Below are 19,073 nucleotides of genomic sequence, written 5' to 3' on the forward strand. Positions count from 1 at the left end.
TAAGTTTTGATTATGGGCGTCTTAAAAAGGCAAGGAAAAACATGCAAAGGTACGGTCGGAGCCGCCGCCTGATCGCGTCGGCGGTTGCCCTGCTGGCGTTGGGAGCGTGCTCCACGAGTGGCCCGCAGGCGTCCGGCACGGTCGCGCCGGAGACCTCGGCCGATCCAGCGCTGGCGGCTGTGGCCAGCGCGAACGCGTCACCGGGCGGTTCCGTCGCGCCGGGTCTGCCCACCGCGTCGGGCGCCGCCGCGAGCGCGTCGGCCGGCACCAGCCCGTCGGCGACCCCCGGGGCGTCCGCCGCCGTGGCAGCAGGGAAATGCGCACGCCCGGCCGGCAGCGCCCCCAAAGCGAAGGTGACCGAGGTGAAATTGCCGAACGCGGTCATCGGATACGGCTCCGAGGGCGACACCGAAAAGCTGCCGATGGCGATTGCCGCCCGGCCCGACGGCACCTCGTGGATCGCCTGGACGGGCACCAACGGCAAGATCAACCTCGGCCGGCTGGGCTGCGACGACAAACTGACCGGCACACCCACCAGCTTCACCGGCATCGACCTGCAGGACGTGGCCGCCGACGCCACCGGCGGCGTGCTGCTGCTGACCCGCAAGGGCACCTGCGGCGACGGCCCGCTCTGCGGCGGCGAGTCCAGTCCGTGCAACACCATGCACATGGTCCGGTTCGACAACTCCGGCAAGCTGGTCTGGGAACGGCAGGTCACCAACCTGACCGGCGGCCGGCAGGGGTACGACGACGGCGCCCGCTTCATCTGGTGGTACCAGCACCACGGCCGGCTCGCCACCGACGGCACGAACTGGGCGGCGTACTTCGGCGTCGCGATCACGGTCAAGAACGGCAGCTGCGTCGACGTGCACGAGGGCGACCGGATGCAGGTGGTGAGCGCCGGCGGCAAGCTGGTCGGCGGGCACAAGGACGCGTTCGCGGTCGGGTGCAGCCACGCGTGGACGTCCCGGATCGTCTGGGACCCGCGGGCGAAGAAGTTCGTGACGGTCTGCGCCACCGACAACGAGTGCCGGATCGCGCAGCCGGACCCGTACCGGACGGTCGCGGCCGGGACCTGCGACGGCAGCCTCTTCAACGGGGACGTGGTGCTCGCGAAGAACAAGGGGTACTGGGCGGCGTGGAGCCAGGGCGGCTCGGTGCGGCTGGAGAAGTTCACCACCGGCAAGGCGACCAGCACGGTCAAGCCGGGGGTGTCGGCGGCGCATCCGCATCTGGTCGGTTACGGCAGCGGGAAAATGCTGCTGGTCTGGCAGTCCGGGTCGGGGATGGCGGTGCGGGCGTTCGACTCGGGTAGTGGCAAGGCGCTCGGCGGCACGGTGAGCGTGGCGGTGAAGGATCACGCCTATCAGGCCTTCAAGGGGTACGCCGACGGCAGCGCCGCGTATCCGGCCGCCGGCGGTTCGAGCACCAAGGTGAAGATCGCCCGGATCCTCCCGATGGCGTGACGTGACGCCCGCGCGGCTCTCGTGTCGCGCGGGCCCTCGGTGATCCAGCCCCAGCAGAGCCGAGCCGTAGCCGGCGCAGGTCAAAGCGCTTGATCACGTGTCTGGGCTACGGCTCGGTGGGGCCGGGAGTGGGGTTCAGGCGGGGAACGGGGTCCAGGTGACGTATTTGCCGGTTCGGTTGTCGCCGGAGGACTGGCCCCGCAGGCGGCGGTTGATCCACGGCAGGACGTGCTCGCGGTAGTACCGGACCTCGGCCGCGAGGCTCTTCGTGCCGGCCGGGTCGGGGGCGACCACGTGGGCCTCGGTCGGGAAGCCCAGCGCGTCGAGCACCACGCTCGCCACCCGGCGGTGGCCGTTGGCGTTGAGGTGGAGCCGGTCCACCGACCAGTAGTGCGGCTTCTGGATCTCCTGGTCGTGGAACATGTCCACGAACGTGAGGTCGTACTTCTGCGCGAACGGGGCCACCGCCGTGGTCAGCGCCTCGCCCTTGGGTCGCATCCGGCTGCCGAACGGCAGGTGGCCGGAGGGGTCGGCGCCGCTGAGCAGCAGCACCCGCACCCCGGCGTCGAGGCAGCGCCGGACCGCCTGCTCGGTCAGGTCGACGAGCCGTTTCAGGTCGCCGCCCGGACGCATCATGTCGTTGCCGCCGCCGTTGAGCGACAGCAGCGTCGGCAGCGGGTCCAGCGACAGGGCCGCGTCGAGCTGCTGGGTGACGATCGGCTCCAGCAGCCGGCCACGGATCGCCAGGTTGGCGTACGAGATCGGTTTGCCCTCGCCCGCCGCGATGCCGGCGGCGACCAGATCGGCCCAGCCCCGTTCGCTGCCGTCGGGCAGCGTGTCGCCCAGCCCCTCGGTGAAGCTGTCGCCGATCGCGACGTATCTCGTCATTGCCGTTCTCCTACAGTTGTTGATCAGCTCTGACGCTACCGGGCGGGGGACCCGGGGTGATCGGCCAGGACCTGTCCTGGCAAGCTTGGCGGCCGTGGAAGCACTCCGGTTGGTTCTCCTCTTCATTCACCTCGTCGGTTTCGCGCTGCTGCTCGGCGGCGCCGTGGCCCAGCTGGTCTCCGGCACGTACCGGATCAGCAAGCCGGTGCTCTGGGGCGCGATCATCCAGCTGGTCAGCGGCCTGGGACTCGCGGCGCCGCTGCGTGGTGGCGGCGACAACGAGCCGGACCCGATCAAGCTCGGCGTCAAGCTGCTGATCGCGGTGCTCATCTTCATCATGGTCTTCATCCCGCGGAAGCGGGAGCAGGTCAACAAGGGTCACTTCATGGGCATCATCACACTGACAGTGGTGAATGCGGCGGTTGCCGTCTTCTGGCGCTGAGCGCACAGGGGAGGGCAACACCGGCCGGTGGCGCGTACGCTCGATCGCGCAGCCGGCGACCTCGCGTGATCACGTAGGATTTCGGGCCGCACGACCGCAACTGATGGGAGCCAAGGAGCACGATGCCGCTCACTCCAGCTGATATTCACAATGTCGCCTTCAAGAAGCCGCCGATCGGCAAGCGGGGCTACGACGAGGAGGAGGTTGACGCGTTCCTGGACGAGGTGGAGCAGGAGCTGATCCGCCTGCTCGAGGAGAACGGCGCACTGCGTGACCAGGCTCAGCGTGGCGGCGGCGCCCCACCCAGCGCGGCCTCGACGATGGTGCTCAACAACGAGTTCGCCGAGCTGGCCGCCCAGCTCGAGCGTCTGCAGGAGGCGCGGGCCCGCGCCGAGCAGAACGCGCGCAGCATGCAGTCGCAGCTGGAGCGCGCCCGCGCCGAGGCGTCCAGCCAGAGCCAGGCGCTGGTTCCGGCCGGTGACGACGATCGCAATTCGCGGGTGCTGATGATGGCGCAGCGCACCGCCGACGAGCACATGCGCGACGCGCAGCGCGAGTCCGACACGCTGCTGACGAACGCGCAGAACAAGGCCGAGCAGCTGATGAGCGACGCTCAGCTGAAGGCCAGCACGATCGAGAGCGACGCCCGGCGCAACCACGCCGAGGCGATGGACGGGATCGCCGAGAAGCGGTCCGCCCTGCTCGACGAGATCGACCGGCTGGCGCAGCTCGCCCAGAGCTACCAGGAAGCGCTGACCAACCACGTCCAGCAGCAGCTGATGGACCTGACCAGCGCGCCGGACGGCCAGGTCTGAGACGGTGCCCGGGGCCATCCGAGCCCCGGGCGCCACGTCTTTTCTTTAGGGCTTCATCTCGTACGCGCCGACGAGCGCCACCACCTGATCCCAGACCCGCTCGGTGCGGGCGGGGTCGGTGACCGGGCGGAGCACCTGGGACAGCGCCCAGGCGGCCTGCTCCTCGGTGGTCGCCGACTTGCCGTGCAGCTCGGTCGCGTACCCGGAGAAGTCCCGGACCAGGATCCCGAAGATCTCGTCGATGATGTCGGTGCCGGCCTCGGTGAGGCCGGCCTGCTCGAGGATGAGCTGGCCGTAGACGACGAGCGCGAACAGCTGCCCGACGGCGAGCAGGAAGTCCAGGTCGCCCTGCTGGTCGGCGTCGGGCGCGTGCTCGCGCAGCAGGTCGCAGAGGCCGTCGGCCTGCTGCCGGAACCGGGCCACGTTGGGGATCTCCGCGTGCGCGTCGTAGACCTGCCGCCAGTCGTGGAACCGGATCTGCCCGAGGCCGCGCGCCGGGCCCTGCCGGAACAGGAACTCGTCGTCGGCGGCGTCCAGCCGGGTCGGCACCGGTGCGAACGAGGCCGGGTTGAACAGGTAGTTCGGCATGAACTTGAGGATCAGCGCGAGGTTCACGTGGACCGTGCCCTCGAGCTTCGGGAGTCCCCGGATGTCCTTGGCGGCCTTGTCGAAATAGGTGTCCGCCTCGAAGCCCTTCGCGGCGATCACGTCCCAGAGCAGGTCGATGACCTTCTCGCCCTCGGTGGTGACCTTCATCTTGGTCATCGGGTTGAAGAGCAGGTAACGGCGGTCGTCCGGGCCGGCCGAGCGGAAGTAGTCGACGGACCGGTCGGCGAAGAGCTTCATCGCGACGAGCCGGGCGTACGCGTCGGTCAGCTCCCGTCGCACGTGCGGGAACGCGGTGACCGGCTTGCCGTACAGGATCCGCTGGTGTGCGTGGGTGACCGCCTCGTACATGGCGTGTTCGCTGATGCCGATGGCGGCGGTGCACAGGTTGAACTTGCCGACGTTGACCGTGTTGAGCGCGGCGTCGAACGCGGCCTTGCCGGTGTGCAGCACGTCCTGCGGCCGCACCGGATAGTCCTCCAGGCGGAACTCGCTGACGAACATCTGCGAGTTCACCACGTTCTTGACCAGGTGATAGTTCGGGTGGCGGCTGTCGGCGGCGAAGAACACGTACCCCTCGGGGCCCTCGACGTCGGCCCGGCGGCCGAAGACGGAGACCAGCCCGGCGACGTTGCCGTTGCCGATGTAGTACTTGCTGCCGCTCGCCCGGAAGCCGCCGTCGCCGTCCGGGGTGAGGATCATGTCGGTGGCGTAGATGTCCGCGCCGTGGCTGCGCTCGGAGAGCCCGAACGCCATCACGTGCCCCTCGTCGAGCAGCTCGGCGGCGCGCTTGCGGGCGTCGGCGTTGGCGCTCTGCCAGACCGGGCCGAGACCGAGAACGGTCACCTGCCACGTGTACCAGTAGTTGAGGCCGTAGAAGCCGAGGATCTCGCTGAGGGCCACGTTGCGGGCGGTGTCCCACCGGGTGTCGTCGCCATCGGTGGCCGGGGTCAGGAACGTCGCGAAAAGTCCCGTCTCGGCCGAGAACTCCAGGAAATCGGCATACCAGGCCCGATCGATGTACGTGTCGAGCAGCGCCTTCTTGCCGCGCTCCTCGAAGAAGTCGATGGTGGCGCGCAACAGGCGCCGGGTCTCCGGGTCGAAGTGCGCCGGGTCATAGGTGTGCGGGTTGAACAGCACGGTTTCCCTCTCTACAGATGGCGCAGTGTCGTGAGGACGTCGTCGAGCCAGTCGAGCAGCATCCGCTCGTAGGCGATCCCGCCCCGCAGCACCACGTGTTGCAGTCGTTGCCCGGTGTCGAGCGCGGTCTCGTCCGGGAAGTCGCGTCTCTCGCCGGTCAGGTACCGGTTCAGCGTGGTCTCGTGCTCGATCCGGTACCGCACGACCTCGGCGATCAGCGCGGTCCGCCCGGCCTCGTCGTCGAACGCCGCGCCCCGGATCTTGACGGCGAGGTCGTGCCGGACGGCCTCCGGCTGCACCGGCTCGCGGAGCCAGTCGACGAGCGTCGAGCGCCCGATCGCAGTGACCGAATAAGCCCGCTTGTCGGGCCGCCCGTCCTGCCCGATCTCCTCGGCGTCGACGAGGCCGTCCGACTCCATCCGCTTGAGGACGCGATAGATCTGCTGGTGGGTGGCGGTCCAGAACCGCCCGATCGACCGCTCGAACCGCCGGGCCAGCTCATAGCCGGACCCGGGCTGTTCGAGCAGCGAGACGAGAATCGCGTGCTCCAATGCCACGTCCCCATCCTGCTATGCAATTCGTTGCATAACAAGCGCCGTGTGACACGAAATGCCTGGGGTATTTAGCGGCATATGGCACCATATGGCGATGCTGTCACGCCGAGCAGTTCTCGGGGCCGGGGCCGCTGCCCTCACCGGATCCGCCATCGCCGCGGCCGGATCCGACTCAGCCTCGGCTCGCCCCCGGGTCACACCCACGATCGGACGCCGGGCCACACCGAACTGGACGGCGCTCGCCGCCTCGCTCGACGGCACGGTCGCGCTGCCCGGCACCGCCGGATACGACAGCGCCCGGCAACTGGCCGACCCGCGGTTCGACCGCATCCGGCCGCCGGCCGTGGCCCGCTGCGCGCACGCCGCCGACGTCGCCGAGGTGATCCGTTTCGCCCGGCGCGAGCACGTCCCGGTGGTGACCCGGGGCGGCGGGCACTCCTACGTCGGGGCGTCCACCGCCTCCGCCGGGATCGTGCTGGACCTGCGCGGCCTCGCCGGGATCCGGTACGACTGGGGCAGCCAGACCGCCGCGATCGGCGGCGGCGCGCGGCTCATCGACGTCTACAACCGGCTCGGCGCGGCGGGCCGGGCGATCCCGTCCGGCTCGTGCGGGTCGGTCGGGATCAGCGGGATCACGCTGGGCGGCGGGATCGGCATGGCGTCCGGCAGGTACGGGCTGACCTGCGACGCGGTCACCGCGGCGGAGGTGGTGACCGCGGACGGCAGCCGCCGGACCGTGGACGCCGAGCGGGACCGGGATCTGTTCTGGGCGCTGCGCGGCGGCGGGGGCGGTCAGTTCGGGGTGGTCACCGGCTGGCGGATGCGTACCCACCGGGCCACCTCGGTCGGGTCGTTCGTGCTGACCTATCCGTGGCGGGACGCGGCACGTGTCGCGGCCGGCTGGCAGGCACGCCTCTCGGTCGCGCCCGACGAGACCTGGTCGACCTGCCAGTTCGCCTCGGACGCGCGGGGGCGACTGAGCGTACGCATCTCCGGGGTCGTCCTGGAGGGCGACCCGGCCGCCGAGGCCGCGGAGATCGCCCGGGCCACCGGGATCGAGCCCGCCGACGCGAAACTGGAGCGGCGCCCGCACCTCGACGTGGTGCACGACCGGGCCGGGTGCGCGGACGGCGCGGGGTGCGCCGAGCGGTCCACCCAGCTGGCCGGCAGCGAGATCTTCCGTTCCGTGCTGCCCGGTCCGGCGATCACGGCCCTGCTCGCCATCGTCGAGCGCCGGGCGCGTGAGCGTAAACCGGGCATCGCCAAGTTCAAGCGGCTGACCGGCGCGCCGGCCCGGGTCGCGCCGGAGGCCACCGCGTTCCCCTGGCGGGGCGCGCACACCATGCTGCAGTGGCTGGTGCTGCCGGCGGAGAGCGGGAGCGGCAGCGAGAGCGACGGTTACGCCTGGATCGAATCCGGTCACCGGGCGATGAGCCGCTGGTCCGCCGGACGCTACGTCAACTATCTGGAGCCCAGCCCGGCGAGCCTGCCCCGCTATTACGGCGCGAACTTCTCCCGGCTCCGCTGGATCCGGGCGACGGTCGATCCCCAGGCGCTTTTCCGGTCACCGTACGCTCTCTGAGATGCAGCGTGTCCTGATTGCCGGCCCGGTCTCCTGGAACCTGATGATCCACGTGGCGAGCCTGCCGCGCCCGGAGCCGCACACCGTCTTCGCGGAGTGGCACCACGAGGCGGTCGGCGGCACCTCGGCGGGGAAGGCGCTGAACCTGACCCGGCTCGGCGTGCCGGTGACGCTGGCGACGGTGCTCGGCGACGACGAGGCCGGCCGTCGCATCAGGACGGCCCTGGCGGGCGTCGACCTGGTGGTCACGGCGAGCGCCGGCGGCTCCGAGCGGCACACCAACCTGATGGACGGAACCGGTCAGCGGCTGTCGATCTACCTGAACCTGCCGTCGCCCGCCGGGCCGATGACCGTGCCGCCGCTGACGGACGTGGACGTGGTCGTCGCCGACCTGGCCGAATTCAGTCGCCCGGTCCTGCGCGCGGCCCGCGAGGCGGGGAAGCAGATCTGGTGCGACCTGCACGACTGGGACGGTGAGAGCGAGTTCCAGCGTGAGTTCGCCGACACCGCCGACGTGATCTTCGCGAGCGGCGACCGCCTGCCCGACCCGGTGGTCTTCATGCGCGAGCGGATCGACGCCGGCGCCCGCCTGGTGGTCTGCACGTTCGGCGCGGAGGGCGCGATGGCGCTGACCCCGGGCGGCGATCCGGTGCACGTCCCGGCCGAACGGGTCGACGAGATCGTGGACACCAACGGCGCCGGGGACGCGTTCTTCGCCGGCGTCCTCGCCGGTCATCTGCGCGGCGCCGGCCTGGACGAGTCCCTGCGGCTCGGCGCGTCCGCGGGCGCCGCGGCGGTGCGCTCCCGCGAGCTCGCTGGCTGAGGCCTCCTACACTCGCGCCGTGCGATGCGATCGACGCGCGTGGCGCACCGCCGTCGCGGTGGTCACGGCAGGCTGCCTGCTCACGCTTGCCACCATCACGGGGGTACGGTGGCTGGCCGCCGGCGACTCCGTCGTGATCGTCCCGCCCGCCGGGGCGACCGAGCGGCTGCCCGAGGGCGGTTACGAGTCCGTCGTCGACAACGAGACCGCCGACGTCTACCGCATCCTGGACAGTGACCGGGGCAAGCCGGCGGTCGGCGTCTACGCGATGCCGCCGGCCACCACGCCGGACCAGGTGGTCGCGGTGGTGGCCGGTCAGCTCGACGGCTGGCGGCAGCGCGGTGACTGCGCCGACACCGGCAAGCGCGTGATCAGCTGCCGCTGGGAGGAGCAGGCCCGCTGGTGGCCACGGACCGTGCGGGTCGAGCTCATGCGCCCACCCCCCACCGACCTGCAGGAGAACTACCCGTGGCCGGACATCACAGTGCTGATCATCGGCTCCGGGCGGGGCTGAGCACGGTCTGGCGGGCCCTCGCCGGGCGGGGCCGGTGGGTTCTCGGCCGGCGGCTCGCGGTGGCCGCCGCGATGCTGCCGGTGGCCGTCGTCTTCGCGGGCACGCCGCTCACCGCCGCCGGGATCGTGCTGGCGGCCGTGGTGCTGCTGACCCGCTACGCGTACCCGATCGCCTCGCTGGCAATCGGCGCGGCGCTCGGCGTCGCGGCCTCCTTCGCGCCCGGCCCGGCCCTGCTCGTGCTGCCCTGGCCGGTCAGCGTGCTGCTTGCTTACACCGCCGGGCGGCAGGTGCGCGACACCCGCCGGGCCGGCGCCGCGCTGGCCACGGCGGGACTCGTGCAGATCGTGGCGAGTCTGGCGGCGCTGCTCGGGCAGGACCGGTTCACCCCCGCCGGCGCGGCGGTCGAGTTCCTCGCGATCGCCCTCGCGGCCGGCCTGCCGGGCGTCACAGGCATGTTCCACGGGCAGCGGGACCGGACCGTGGAGGCCCTGCACGAGCGCAACCGGTTGCTGGAACGGGCGAACCTGCTCGGCGAGTCCCGGGCCCGGATGCGCGAGCGCGCCCGGATCGCCGGCGAGATGCACGATCTGCTCGGGCACCGGCTCAGCCTGATCGTCCTGCACGCGGGCGCGCTGGAGGTGCGGACCCGGCAGTCGGCGCCGGAGGTCAGCGAACAGGCCGATCTGCTGCGGGTCACGTCGCGAACCGCCCTCGACGAGTTGCGTGCCGTCCTCGGCATCCTGCGGCTGGACGGCAGCGCTGCGCCCGACGGCACGGACTCCGGCGTGGGCACCCGTGTGGACGTGACGCGCCTGGTCGGCGAATCCCGCGACGCCGGCGTGCCGATCTCCCTGAGCTGGGCGGGTGACGATCTCGCGGAGGCGGATCCGGGCGTACGCCGTGCCGTGCACCGGATCGTCCGGGAGGCCCTGGCGAACGTGCACAAGCACGCGCCGGGCGCGACCACGACGGTGACCGTGACGGCCGGCCCGGACCGGGTCGGCCTCGAGGTCCGTAACGACCTGCGCCCACCGGCCGTGCCCGTCCCCGGCAGCGGGCTCGGCCTCACCGGTCTGCGGGAACGGGTCCGGCTGGCCGGCGGCACGCTCACCGCGGGCGCCGACACCGACGCCGATGTCTTCCTGGTCGGCGTCACGCTGCCGCGACACCCCGGACCGGCGGCCCCGGACCCGACGATCGACCGGGTGGCTCTGGAAGATCGGCAGATGCCCGGCGCCGCACCGGGCACGGAAGCTGGGTGCTCACCGGAGGCAGCACGAAGGAGCACACCACCCATGTCGAAAACCACCACGAAGGTCGCCCTCGTCGCCGCCGGGGCCGGCGTCGTGCTCTGCGGCGGCCTCGGGCTGGGCGTCTACCACCTCTTCCAGCGGACCATCACGGCGCAGACCTATCAGGACATCCGGCCCGGCGACCCGCAGGACCAGGTCCGTGAGCTGACCGGCGGTGACACCATGGTCGCCCGCGAGGCGGTCGAGGGACACGGCCCGGACGTGCCCGGCGGCGCGACGTGCGATCACGTGCTGGCAGCCGGGTTCGAGAGCGTCTACCGGTTCTGCTTCACGGACGGCACGCTGCTGCGCAAGGACACGATCGCCGTGCCGTGACCGCCGATCACGCCGGGCGCAGCAGGCCCGCCTCGTGCGCGAGGATCGCGGCCTGCACCCGGTTGGCGCAGCCCAGGCCGGTCAGGATCCGGCTGACGTGCGCTTTCGCGGTGCCCTCGCTGATCATCAGGGCCCTGGCGATGTCCGCGTTCGACGAGCCGTCGCCGAGCAGCGCGAGCACCTCCCGCTCGCGGGCGGTCAGCGTGGCGACCCGGCGGCGGGCGTCGCCGGCGGGATCCCGGTGGTCCACCACGTACGTCTCGATCACGTGCCGGGTGATCCGCGGCGACAGGATCGCCTCGCCGGCGGCGGCGCCCCGGACCGCGCGGATCAAGTCGTCCGGCGGGGTGTCCTTGAGCAGGAAACCCGTCACGCCGCCGCGCAGGGCGCGCGCGACGTACTCCTGCTCGCCGAACGTGGTCAGCACGATGGCCCTGGTCCGGCCGGCCGCGGCGATCCGCTCGGCGGCGGCCAGGCCGTCCATCACCGGCATCCGGATGTCCAGCAACGCCACGTCGACGAGGTGCCGGCGCGTCCGCTCGACGGCGTCCGCGCCGTTCGCCACCTCGGCGACGACCTCGATGTCGCCGGCCGTCTCGAGGACCATCCGGACACCGGCGCGGATCAGCGCCTCGTCGTCGGCGATCAACACCCGGATCACACCGGCACCCTACCAACGGCGCCCGGGGGGTGATCTCAGGCGCGTTCCAGGACCACGACCGGGATCTCCCGGTCGGTCTTCTTCTGGTACTCGTCGTAGTCGGGCCAGACCTCGGTCATCTTCGCCCACATCTCCGGTTTCTCCGCACTCGTGGCGACCCGGGCGGTGGCCCGGAACCGCTCGCCCTTGATCTGGACCTCGACCGACGGGTCGGCCTGCAGGTTCACGAACCAGGCCGGCGGCGCGTCGGTGCCGCCCTTCGACGCCACCACCAGGTACGCGTTGCCGTGCTCGCGGAAGATCAGGGCGTGCGAACGCTCCTCGCCGGACTTACGTCCCGTGGTGAAGAGAATCAGGATCGTGGTGCCGTTGCGCCAGTAGAACCCGTCCTCCCCGTCGGTCTCCAGGTACCGCGCGACATGCGGCGCGCCGTGCAGATCGGTCGCAGAAGTCATGCTCCCGACCCTACCCACGCTGCGACGCGACCCACACAAAATGGGGTGACAGGCCCCAGGGGCCGTGTAGCAGCATCATTGTCGTGGATGCGCGCGGACCGGGACGATATCTCTGGTGGCTGGCGAGACGATGCCGCAGACGTGTCGCGCTCGGGGCGATGTACGGGTCGGTCTGGTTCGCCACGCTGGCGCTCACCCCGTACCTCATCTCGCAGGCCGTGGATCGCGGCCTCGCGCCGCGCAGCCTGAGCGCGCTGATCGGTTGGGTCGCGGCGGTCCTGGTCCTGGGTCTGGCCACGGCCGGGCTCGGCATCATGCGGCACCGGACGATGACCAAGCTGCGGCTGCAGGCCGCGCTGATCACCGCGGACCTGGTGCTGGAGCACGCGACCCGGCTCGGTTCGGCGTTGCCGCGCCGGGTCACCGCGGGCGAGGTGGTGACGATCGGCATCTCCGACGTGTGGACGATCGGCCGGGCGATGAACGTCGGCGGGGTCGGGGTGGCCGCGACGGTGGCGTTCCTGACCGTGGCGACGCTGCTCTTCGGCACGTCACCGACGCTGGCCGTGGTGGTGCTCGTCGGGATGCCGGTGCTCGTGGTGGTCGTCGGGCCGCTGCTCGGACGCACCCAGCGGGCCGGGTCGCGGTACCGGCTCGCCCAGGGCGAGCTGACCGCGCGGCTCGTCGACGTCCTCGGTGGCCTGCGGATCCTCAACGGCCTCGGCGGGAAGGACACCCATCTCGACCGCTACCGGCGGGAGTCGGCGCGGGTCCGGGACCTGGGGTACCGGGTGGGGCGGCCGGCCGGATGGATCGGCGCGCTCGGCGACGGCCTCCCGCTGATCTTCCTGGGGGTGGTGACGTGGCTGGCCGCGCGGCTCACGGCCATGGGCGAGCTCACCGTGGGTGAGCTGATCGCGGTGTACGGGTACACGGCGATGCTGGCCGTGCCGGTGAACGTCCTGATCTTCTGTGGATTCGACGTCACGCACGGGCTGGTGGCCGCGCGGCGGGTCACCGAGTTCCTGCGGCTGCCCGTGGACGACCCGGCCGGCGCGCCGCTGACCGCCGCGGACGTGCTGCACGACCCGGAGTCCGGCGTGTCCGCCGAGCCCGGGCGGCTCACCGCGCTGGTGGCCGACCGGCCGTCCGACGCGATCGCCGTGATCGACCGTCTGGGCCGGTACGGGACGACCCGGGCGACCTGCGGGGACCGCCGTCTCGACACGTTCGCGCTGCCGTCGGTGCGCTCCCGTCTCCTGGTCGCCGAGAACGACGCGAGCCTCTTCGCCGGCTCCCTGCGGACGGTCGTGGCCGGCCCGTCCGAGCCGGACGACACGCGGGTCCGGGCCGCGATCGCCGCGGCGGCCGCCACCGACATCGCCGGCGACCTCGGCCGGGAGGTGGAGTGGGACGGGCGCAACCTCTCCGGCGGCCAGCGGCAGCGGCTGCGGCTGGCCCGCGCGCTGCACGCCGACCCGGAGATGCTTCTCGCGGTCGAGCCCACGTCGGCGGTCGACGCGCACACCGAGGCGGCGATCGCGGAACGGCTCACCGCCGCCCGGTCCGGCCGGGGTACGGTGCTCGCCACCACCTCGCCGGTGCTGCTCGACCGCGCCGACCGGGTGCACTACCTGGTCGGCGGGCGGGTCGAGGCCAGCGGCACGCATCAGCAGCTGCTCACCGGGTCACCGGGGTACCGGGCGCTCGTCACGCGGGCCTTCGGGGAGGCGCTGTGAGCACGGTGCTGCCGATCGCCGGGAACCGCGAAGTGGGCCGGGCCGCGCTGCGGCTGCTCGCCGCCGACCGTCCCGCGGTCGCCGCGCTGATCTCGTTCAGCTCGCTGGCGGCCCTCGCCGGGCTGGGCGCGCCGTGGCTGCTCGGCCGGGTGATCGACACCGTCTCGGCGGGTGGTGGCGTCGCGGCGGTGGACCGGCTCGCCCTTGGTGTGCTGGCCTGCGCGGTCCTGCAGACGCTGCTGGCCCGGGTCGCGCTCGGCATCGGCTACCGGTTCGGGGAGCGCACCGCGGCCCGGATCCGGGAGGGATTCCTGCGGCGGGCACTCGACCTGCCCGCGTCCGTCGTCGAGCGGGTCCCGTCCGGCGACCTGGCCGCCCGCGGCAGCACCGACGTCGACGCGGTCGCCACCACGCTGCGCGACGTCCTGCCGAAGGTGTTCATCGGCTTCGTCCAGGTGGTGTTCATCCTGGTCGCGGTGCTGGCGATCGACCCGCTGCTGGGGTTCTCCGGCCTGCTCGGGCTCTCCGGCATCTGGTTCTGCGTGCGGTGGTACCTGAGCCGGGCACGGGACGCGTACCTCGCCGAGGGCGCGGCGAACTCCCGGCTGGCCGAGGAGCTGTCGGCCACCACCTCGGGGGCCCGGACCGTCGAGGCGTTCGGCCTGGCGCGCCAGCGCCTCGACGCGGGCGCCGCCGCGATCACCGAGACCCGCCGCACCCGGCTCGCCACGCTCGCCCTGCGCACCGTCTTCTTTCCGCTGGTCGAGGCGTCGTACGTGGTGCCGACCGTGCTGACGCTGCTGATCGGCGGCCTGTTCTACATCGACGGGCGGGTCACGCTGGGTGTGGTCGCGGCCACCGTGCTCTATCTGCGGCAGCTGGTGAACCCGCTGGACACCATCCTGCTCTGGGTCGAACAGTTGCAGAGCAGCATCGCGTCGTTCGCCAGGATCGAAGGATTGGGGTCGATCCCCGCTCCGCAGACGGGCGCACCCGTTGCCGTCATGCCGCCCCGCGATGACCGGATCGAGGTCCGTGGGGTGCGATACGCCTACGAGACCGGCCGGGACGTGCTGCACGACGTCGACCTCACCGTGCGGCCCGGCGAGCGGCTCGCCGTCGTCGGACTCTCCGGCGCCGGCAAATCCACCCTGGGCCGGCTGCTGGCCGGGGTCGACCGGCCGTCCGCCGGCTCGGTGACGGTCGGCGGGGTGCCGATCGCCGATCTGCCGCCCGACCAGCTGCGCCGCCAGGTCGTCCTGGTCACCCAGGAGCACCACGTCTTCCGCGAGTCGCTGCGCGCCAACCTGATGGTGGCCGCCCCCGACGACCGGTTGCGGCAGGCGCTCGCCACCGTCGGCGCGGACTGGGCCGACGACCTCGACCGGGACCTGGGGGAGCACCCGCTCGACGGCGCGCAGGCGCAGCAGCTGGCCCTGGCCCGGGTGCTGCTGGCCGACCCGCACACGGTGATCCTCGACGAGGCCACCGCGCTGCTCGACCCGACCGCCGCGCGGACCGCGGAACGGGCCCTGGCGGCGGTGTTGCACGAGCGTACGGTGATCGCGATCGCCCACCGTTTGCAGACCGCGCATGACGCCGACCGGGTAGCGGTGATGGACGACGGCCGGATCATCGAGCTCGGCACCCATGACGAGCTGGTCGCGGCGGGCGGGCCGTACGCCGCGCTGTGGCGCTCCTGGCACCACACCCCGTCGGTACGCGGGTGACGAAGGGTCACGTCGCTTCCCGTCAGTGCGCGGGATACGTGGCTGCGGGGAGCCGGTCAGTGCGCGGGTGACGGGCTCACGTAGACCCAGAGGTGCAGCATCGTGTCGTCGTCGAGCGGTTCGTGCAGCTCACCGACGCGATCCCAGCCCTCGGCCTCGTAGAGCGCCACCGCCGAACGCAGCTCCTGCCCCACGTCGAGCACCGCCCGGCGGTCCCGCGCGGGTGCGTGGGCGGCGGCGTGCCGCAGCAGTCGCCGGCCCAGCCCGGAGCGGCGCAGCTCCGGCGCGACGAACAGCCGGGCCACCAGCGCGAGCCGCTCCACGGGAAGACCGGTGGCCCGCGACGCCACCGTGAGGGTCGGATCCTCCGGCGGGCAGTGCAGGGCGACGTGCCCGACGATCCGACCGGCGTCCTCGGCGACCCAGGCGGCGACCGGGTGCCCGGAGCGGAGAAAGCCCGGCACGGCGTCGGGGGTGATCCTCATGGGGTAGCCGTCGCGGGCGTGCACCCGGAGGAGCAGCTCAAGCGTGGCGTCGTAGTCGGCGTCGGTCTTCTCCCGGATCAGCACGCCCGGATGGTAGGGGATCCCTCCCGTTCCGGGCCTCCCATTTCCGGTTGGTCACCCGCGGGTCTGCTTGTTTCTTGCGGTTCCCGGGTTGCGTCCGGTGGTCCCGGGGTTGCGTCTGGCGGTTCCGGAGCTCGCAGATCTTGGAATCGCCGAGGCCGGCTGGTGCTCAGTGCGGACAATCCGGGCGGCCGGCAGCACTGACCCTGATGGCTTATTCGGTGGGCGTGCCCGTTACCTATGGCCGTCGATGGAGTTATGTGGTCATGTCGATGCAGCCAAGGCCGTGGCCTGAGGTTCCGAAGCAGACTGCGCGGATGGCGCGGGCGGCGTTTCGGAAGGGGAATCTGGCGACGCGGATCCGTGATGAGTTGGGTCAGGTGTATGAGGACGGCCGGTTCACGGCTGTGTTCGGGGTGCGGGGACGGCCGGGGATTTCTCCGGCGCAGTTGATGATCGTCAGTGTGTTGCAGTTCGCGGAGGATCTCACCGATCGGCAGGCCGCTGAGGCGGTCCGGGACCGGATCACCTGGAAATACGCGCTGGGTTTGGAGTTGGACGATCCGGGGTTCGATGCCAGTGTGCTCAGTGAGTTCCGGGCGAGGCTGGTCGATGGTGAGCTGAGCAGTCTGGCGCTGGACGCGTTGTTGCAGCGGCTGGCCGCGTTGAAGCTGGTCAAGGCCGCCGGTCGGCAGCGCACCGATTCCACGCATGTGCTCGCGGCGATCCGCCGGCTCAACCGTCTGGAGCTGGCCGGGGAAACGGTGCGGGCCGCGTTGGAAGCGTTGTCCGCCGCGGCGCCGGACTGGCTGACCACGGTGATCGACGCGTCCTGGCTCGACGTTTACGGCGCCCGGATCGACAATCTGCGGCTACCGGCCAGCCAGACCCGACGCGACGAACTGCTGCTGCAGTACGGCCGCGACGGCTATCACCTGCTCGATGCCGTGCACCAGCCGGACGCCCCGCCCTGGCTGGCCGAGATCCCCGCGGTCCAGGCGTTACGCCGGATCTGGATCCAGCAGTTCTGCGGCGACACCGACAGCAGCGGCCGGCGGGAGGTGCGACGGCGGGACCCCGCCCCCAGCGGGGACGGTGTCCCGCCGGCCAGAGACCGGATCGCCTCGCCGTATGAACACGACGCCCGTTACGCCACCAAACGCGGTAAGGCCTGGACCGGATACAAAGTCCACCTCACCGAAACCTGCGACCCACCCGAACCCCGCACCGCCAGCGGCAGCACCGGACGCGGGGACCACCCGAACCTGATCACCAACGTGGTCACCACCGCAGCCAGCACCGCCGACAACGCGATGACCGCCACCATCCACCAGCAACTCGCCGACAAGAACCTGACCCCCGCCGAACACCTGGTCGACTCCGGCTACCCGTCCGCGCACCAGCGACCGCCGCAAAATCGGCCTGCAACCCCGCGACCTGCACGAAGCCGCCACCACCCACCGCACCCAGCAGAACACCAGCGAATGGAAAACCCGCTACCACACCCGCGCCGGCATCGAAGGCACCATCCGCCAAACCACCCACGTCACCGGCATCCGCACCGCCCGCTACCGCGGCCTGCCCAAAACCACCCTCGAACACACCCTCGCCGCCACCGCCATCAACATCATCCGCCTCGACCACTACTGGACCGGCAAACCCCTCAACCGCACCCGCACCACCCACCTCCAACGCCTCAACTTCACCCTCGCCGCCTAACCACCGAATAAACCAGCAGGGTCAGCACTGTGAACCAGCCGGGCGAGATGAGCTGGTTACCAGTGCTGTCAGCGGTGTCTCGTACAGCACTGTGGACCGGCCGGACCGGCCGGTCCACACTGTCGGCGCGGTGGCAGGGCTCACGGTGGGGCGGTGCGGTGGTGCGGGCTCACGGTGGGGCGGCACGGTGGTGCGGGCTCACGGTGGGCCGGGGCGGTGGTGCGGGCTCACGGTGGGGCGCGGCGATGGGAGCTCACCGTGAGCCCGCACAGTGGTGCGGGCTCACGATGAGCCACCGCGGCGGCCAGGGCTCACCGTGGGCCGCTGTCAGGGCGGCACGCGCGGACGACGGACACGCCGCAGCGCCCGCCCCCACCAGGGGACGGGCGCTCCGACGCGATCAGAATCAGATCGGATTGGTGTACTCAGCCCCGGTGCCCGGGACCCGCGTCGGGACGCCCCGGCGGCTGCGCTGCGCCCGGATCGCCACGTCGATCACGTCGTACACCGAGCCGATCACCGCGATCGCGATCGCGATGCCGGTCAGCCACGACCCCGGGTCCGACACCGAGCCCATATCCAATGTGGACAGCCACTCCGGGTTGAAGAAGCGGTCGGTGCTCAGCAGCCACACCACCGGTGCCGTGAACAGGACCGCGAGCAGCGCGTTCACCAGCGTGACCAGGTGGTTCCAGGTCTCCTTGCGGAACAGCCACACCGCGTACAGCGCCTCGAGGATCAAGACCACGATCAGGTACGGCCACCAGAAGCTCCAGTTGTCCGGGTTGAGGACGGGCACCTCGGTGAATGTGAACTGCTGCAGGACCAGGGCGACGATCAGCAGGACCGGCCACGCGATGCCGGCCGCGAGTTCGCTGATCGTGGTGGCCCGCGGCTCGTACTTCGGGAGGTCGCCGAGGTTCCATTCGCGGCGCGGCAGCTCGGAGCGGCCCAGGCCGGTGCGCTCCATGATCGCGAAGACCAGGGTGACCCAGAAGGCCATGTGCGCGCCGACGGTGATCACGGTGGTGACCGCTGTGCCGATCGCTGTGCCGATCGACGCGTCCTCCAGGAGCTTGATCGTGGTGGTGACCGCGACGACGATCGGCAGCACCGTCGCCAGCAGCACGGTGAGCAGCCTGCGCCACACGTCGAAGAACTCCGGTCCGATCAGGTACTGCCGGCGGTCCGCGTACCCATCGGCGAGCCGGTCGGGATCGCCGAGCTCGAGCAGCGTCTGCTCGACCGCCGCCTCCGGCAGCGAACCACCGGCCACCCGGGCCTCGACCGCGTCCTCGATGGATGTGCGCAGTTCACGGTCGATGTCGGTGCGCTGCTGCTCCGGGACGCGGCGCAGGACGGTGAAGACGTAACGGTCGATGAGCGTGGTCACTGGTGGCTCCCGGGGGTTTCGAGATCGGTCACTGCCTTGTCGAGCCGCGCCCACTCGTCGCGCAGCGCGGACGCGATGGCGTCGCCCTGCTCGGTGGTGCGGTAGAACTTGCGCGGGCGGGCTTCGTCGGTGTTCCACGAACTGGTCAGCAGGCCCTGGGACTCCAGGCGCCGCAGCAGGGGGTAGAGCGTGTTCGCCTCCACCTCGAAACCGGCCGCGCTCAGTGTTTCGAGCAGCGAGTACCCGTATCCCGGCTCCCGGAGGACGGTGAGGCTCGCGACGACGACCGTGCCGCGGCGCAACTCCTGCAGGTGAGTGGAGAGCGTCGCATCCATTGTCATGGCTGAAACGA

Annotated in this window: 17 protein-coding genes and 1 pseudogene; 10 read left to right on the plus strand and 8 right to left on the minus strand. The window is 71.4% G+C overall.

Annotated features, from left to right (window positions below):
• Positions 1-41 precede the first annotated feature (41 nt).
• Complete coding sequence (locus tag AMIS_RS10865) at positions 42-1,466, plus strand: hypothetical protein (RefSeq protein ID WP_014442311.1); 1,425 nt, start codon at positions 42-44, stop codon at positions 1,464-1,466.
• Positions 1,467-1,601: 135 nt separating this feature from the next.
• Here the strand turns inward: AMIS_RS10865 and AMIS_RS10870 are convergent, their stop codons facing one another.
• Complete coding sequence (locus tag AMIS_RS10870; protein ID WP_014442312.1) at positions 1,602-2,354, minus strand: SGNH/GDSL hydrolase family protein; 753 nt, start codon at positions 2,352-2,354, stop codon at positions 1,602-1,604.
• 94 nt (positions 2,355-2,448) lie between these two features.
• Between AMIS_RS10870 and AMIS_RS10875 the strand changes: the two genes are divergently transcribed.
• Together AMIS_RS10875 and AMIS_RS44615 are read left to right on the plus strand one after the other, a co-directional pair.
• Positions 2,449-2,796 (plus strand): hypothetical protein, encoded by a 348-nt coding sequence (locus AMIS_RS10875; protein ID WP_014442313.1) that lies wholly within the window; start codon positions 2,449-2,451, stop codon positions 2,794-2,796.
• Between the two features lie 122 nt (positions 2,797-2,918).
• Positions 2,919-3,611, plus strand: a complete 693-nt coding sequence (locus tag AMIS_RS44615; RefSeq protein ID WP_014442314.1) for a DivIVA domain-containing protein — start codon at positions 2,919-2,921, stop codon at positions 3,609-3,611.
• 45 nt (positions 3,612-3,656) lie between these two features.
• On the opposite strand, the gene AMIS_RS10885 is transcribed toward AMIS_RS44615, so the two are convergent.
• Together AMIS_RS10885 and AMIS_RS10890 are read right to left on the minus strand one after the other, a co-directional pair.
• Positions 3,657-5,357 (minus strand): acyl-CoA dehydrogenase family protein, encoded by a 1,701-nt coding sequence (locus tag AMIS_RS10885; RefSeq protein ID WP_014442315.1) that lies wholly within the window; start codon positions 5,355-5,357, stop codon positions 3,657-3,659.
• A gap of 11 nt (positions 5,358-5,368) precedes the next feature.
• Positions 5,369-5,914: a PadR family transcriptional regulator gene (locus tag AMIS_RS10890; RefSeq protein ID WP_014442316.1), complete on the minus strand. Its 546-nt coding sequence runs from the start codon at positions 5,912-5,914 to the stop codon at positions 5,369-5,371.
• A 91-nt stretch (positions 5,915-6,005) separates the two neighbouring features.
• Here AMIS_RS10890 and AMIS_RS10895 point away from each other — a divergent pair, with 91 nt between their 5' ends.
• From AMIS_RS10895 to AMIS_RS10910, 4 genes are read left to right on the plus strand one after another with little or no spacing between them, the layout of a single operon-like run.
• A complete protein-coding gene (locus AMIS_RS10895; protein ID WP_041830696.1) occupies positions 6,006-7,493 on the plus strand; it encodes an FAD-binding oxidoreductase in 1,488 nt (495 codons plus the stop codon).
• A 1-nt stretch (position 7,494) separates the two neighbouring features.
• On the plus strand, positions 7,495-8,316 hold the full coding sequence (locus tag AMIS_RS10900; protein WP_014442318.1) for a carbohydrate kinase family protein: 822 nt from the start codon (positions 7,495-7,497) through the stop codon (positions 8,314-8,316).
• Between the two features lie 19 nt (positions 8,317-8,335).
• On the plus strand, positions 8,336-8,830 hold the full coding sequence (locus tag AMIS_RS10905) for a hypothetical protein (protein ID WP_157434817.1): 495 nt from the start codon (positions 8,336-8,338) through the stop codon (positions 8,828-8,830).
• Positions 8,785-10,458: a sensor histidine kinase gene (locus AMIS_RS10910; protein ID WP_157434818.1), complete on the plus strand. Its 1,674-nt coding sequence runs from the start codon at positions 8,785-8,787 to the stop codon at positions 10,456-10,458. Before AMIS_RS10905 ends, AMIS_RS10910 begins: the two co-directional genes overlap by 46 nt.
• Positions 10,459-10,465: 7 nt before the next feature.
• Here the strand turns inward: AMIS_RS10910 and AMIS_RS10915 are convergent, their stop codons facing one another.
• Together AMIS_RS10915 and AMIS_RS10920 are read right to left on the minus strand one after the other, a co-directional pair.
• Entirely contained in the window at positions 10,466-11,119 is a 654-nt protein-coding gene (locus tag AMIS_RS10915; protein ID WP_014442321.1) for a response regulator, read from the minus strand.
• A 35-nt stretch (positions 11,120-11,154) separates the two neighbouring features.
• Positions 11,155-11,574, minus strand: a complete 420-nt coding sequence (locus AMIS_RS10920) for a nitroreductase family deazaflavin-dependent oxidoreductase (RefSeq protein WP_014442322.1) — start codon at positions 11,572-11,574, stop codon at positions 11,155-11,157.
• A 158-nt stretch (positions 11,575-11,732) separates the two neighbouring features.
• On the opposite strand from AMIS_RS10920, the gene AMIS_RS10925 reads away from it, so the two are divergent.
• Entirely contained in the window at positions 11,733-13,313 is a 1,581-nt protein-coding gene (locus tag AMIS_RS10925) for an ABC transporter transmembrane domain-containing protein (RefSeq protein WP_014442323.1), read from the plus strand.
• Positions 13,310-15,043: an ABC transporter ATP-binding protein gene (locus tag AMIS_RS10930; protein ID WP_014442324.1), complete on the plus strand. Its 1,734-nt coding sequence runs from the start codon at positions 13,310-13,312 to the stop codon at positions 15,041-15,043. The genes AMIS_RS10925 and AMIS_RS10930 overlap by 4 nt, the downstream gene beginning before the upstream one ends.
• A gap of 56 nt (positions 15,044-15,099) precedes the next feature.
• Here the strand turns inward: AMIS_RS10930 and AMIS_RS10935 are convergent, their stop codons facing one another.
• Complete coding sequence (locus tag AMIS_RS10935; RefSeq protein WP_014442325.1) at positions 15,100-15,612, minus strand: GNAT family N-acetyltransferase; 513 nt, start codon at positions 15,610-15,612, stop codon at positions 15,100-15,102.
• Between the two features lie 263 nt (positions 15,613-15,875).
• Here AMIS_RS10935 and AMIS_RS45085 point away from each other — a divergent pair.
• A pseudogene (locus AMIS_RS45085) lies at positions 15,876-17,328 on the plus strand (transposase).
• Between the two features lie 406 nt (positions 17,329-17,734).
• On the opposite strand, the gene AMIS_RS10945 reads toward AMIS_RS45085, so the two are convergent.
• Both AMIS_RS10945 and AMIS_RS10950 read right to left on the minus strand, forming a co-directional pair.
• Positions 17,735-18,721 (minus strand): permease prefix domain 1-containing protein, encoded by a 987-nt coding sequence (locus AMIS_RS10945; protein ID WP_014442327.1) that lies wholly within the window; start codon positions 18,719-18,721, stop codon positions 17,735-17,737.
• On the minus strand, positions 18,718-19,062 hold the full coding sequence (locus tag AMIS_RS10950; RefSeq protein ID WP_014442328.1) for a PadR family transcriptional regulator: 345 nt from the start codon (positions 19,060-19,062) through the stop codon (positions 18,718-18,720). The genes AMIS_RS10945 and AMIS_RS10950 overlap by 4 nt, the downstream gene beginning before the upstream one ends.
• Positions 19,063-19,073 lie beyond the last annotated feature (11 nt).

Source organism: Actinoplanes missouriensis 431 (assembly GCF_000284295.1).
Lineage (GTDB): Bacteria > Actinomycetota > Actinomycetes > Mycobacteriales > Micromonosporaceae > Actinoplanes > Actinoplanes missouriensis.

Excerpts from the sequence above, each read along its gene's own strand:
- AMIS_RS10920 (WP_014442322.1), bottom strand. The coding sequence starts at position 11,574 with ATGACTTCTGCGACCGATCTGCACGGCGCGCCGCATGTCGCGCGGTAC.
- AMIS_RS10865 (WP_014442311.1), top strand. The coding sequence starts at position 42 with ATGCAAAGGTACGGTCGGAGCCGCCGCCTGATCGCGTCGGCGGTTGCC.
- AMIS_RS10870 (WP_014442312.1), bottom strand. The coding sequence starts at position 2,354 with ATGACGAGATACGTCGCGATCGGCGACAGCTTCACCGAGGGGCTGGGC.
- AMIS_RS10900 (WP_014442318.1), top strand. The coding sequence starts at position 7,495 with ATGCAGCGTGTCCTGATTGCCGGCCCGGTCTCCTGGAACCTGATGATC.
- AMIS_RS10925 (WP_014442323.1), top strand. The coding sequence starts at position 11,733 with ATGTACGGGTCGGTCTGGTTCGCCACGCTGGCGCTCACCCCGTACCTC.
- AMIS_RS10950 (WP_014442328.1), bottom strand. The coding sequence starts at position 19,062 with ATGACAATGGATGCGACGCTCTCCACTCACCTGCAGGAGTTGCGCCGC.
- AMIS_RS10895 (WP_041830696.1), top strand. The coding sequence starts at position 6,006 with ATGCTGTCACGCCGAGCAGTTCTCGGGGCCGGGGCCGCTGCCCTCACC.
- AMIS_RS44615 (WP_014442314.1), top strand. The coding sequence starts at position 2,919 with ATGCCGCTCACTCCAGCTGATATTCACAATGTCGCCTTCAAGAAGCCG.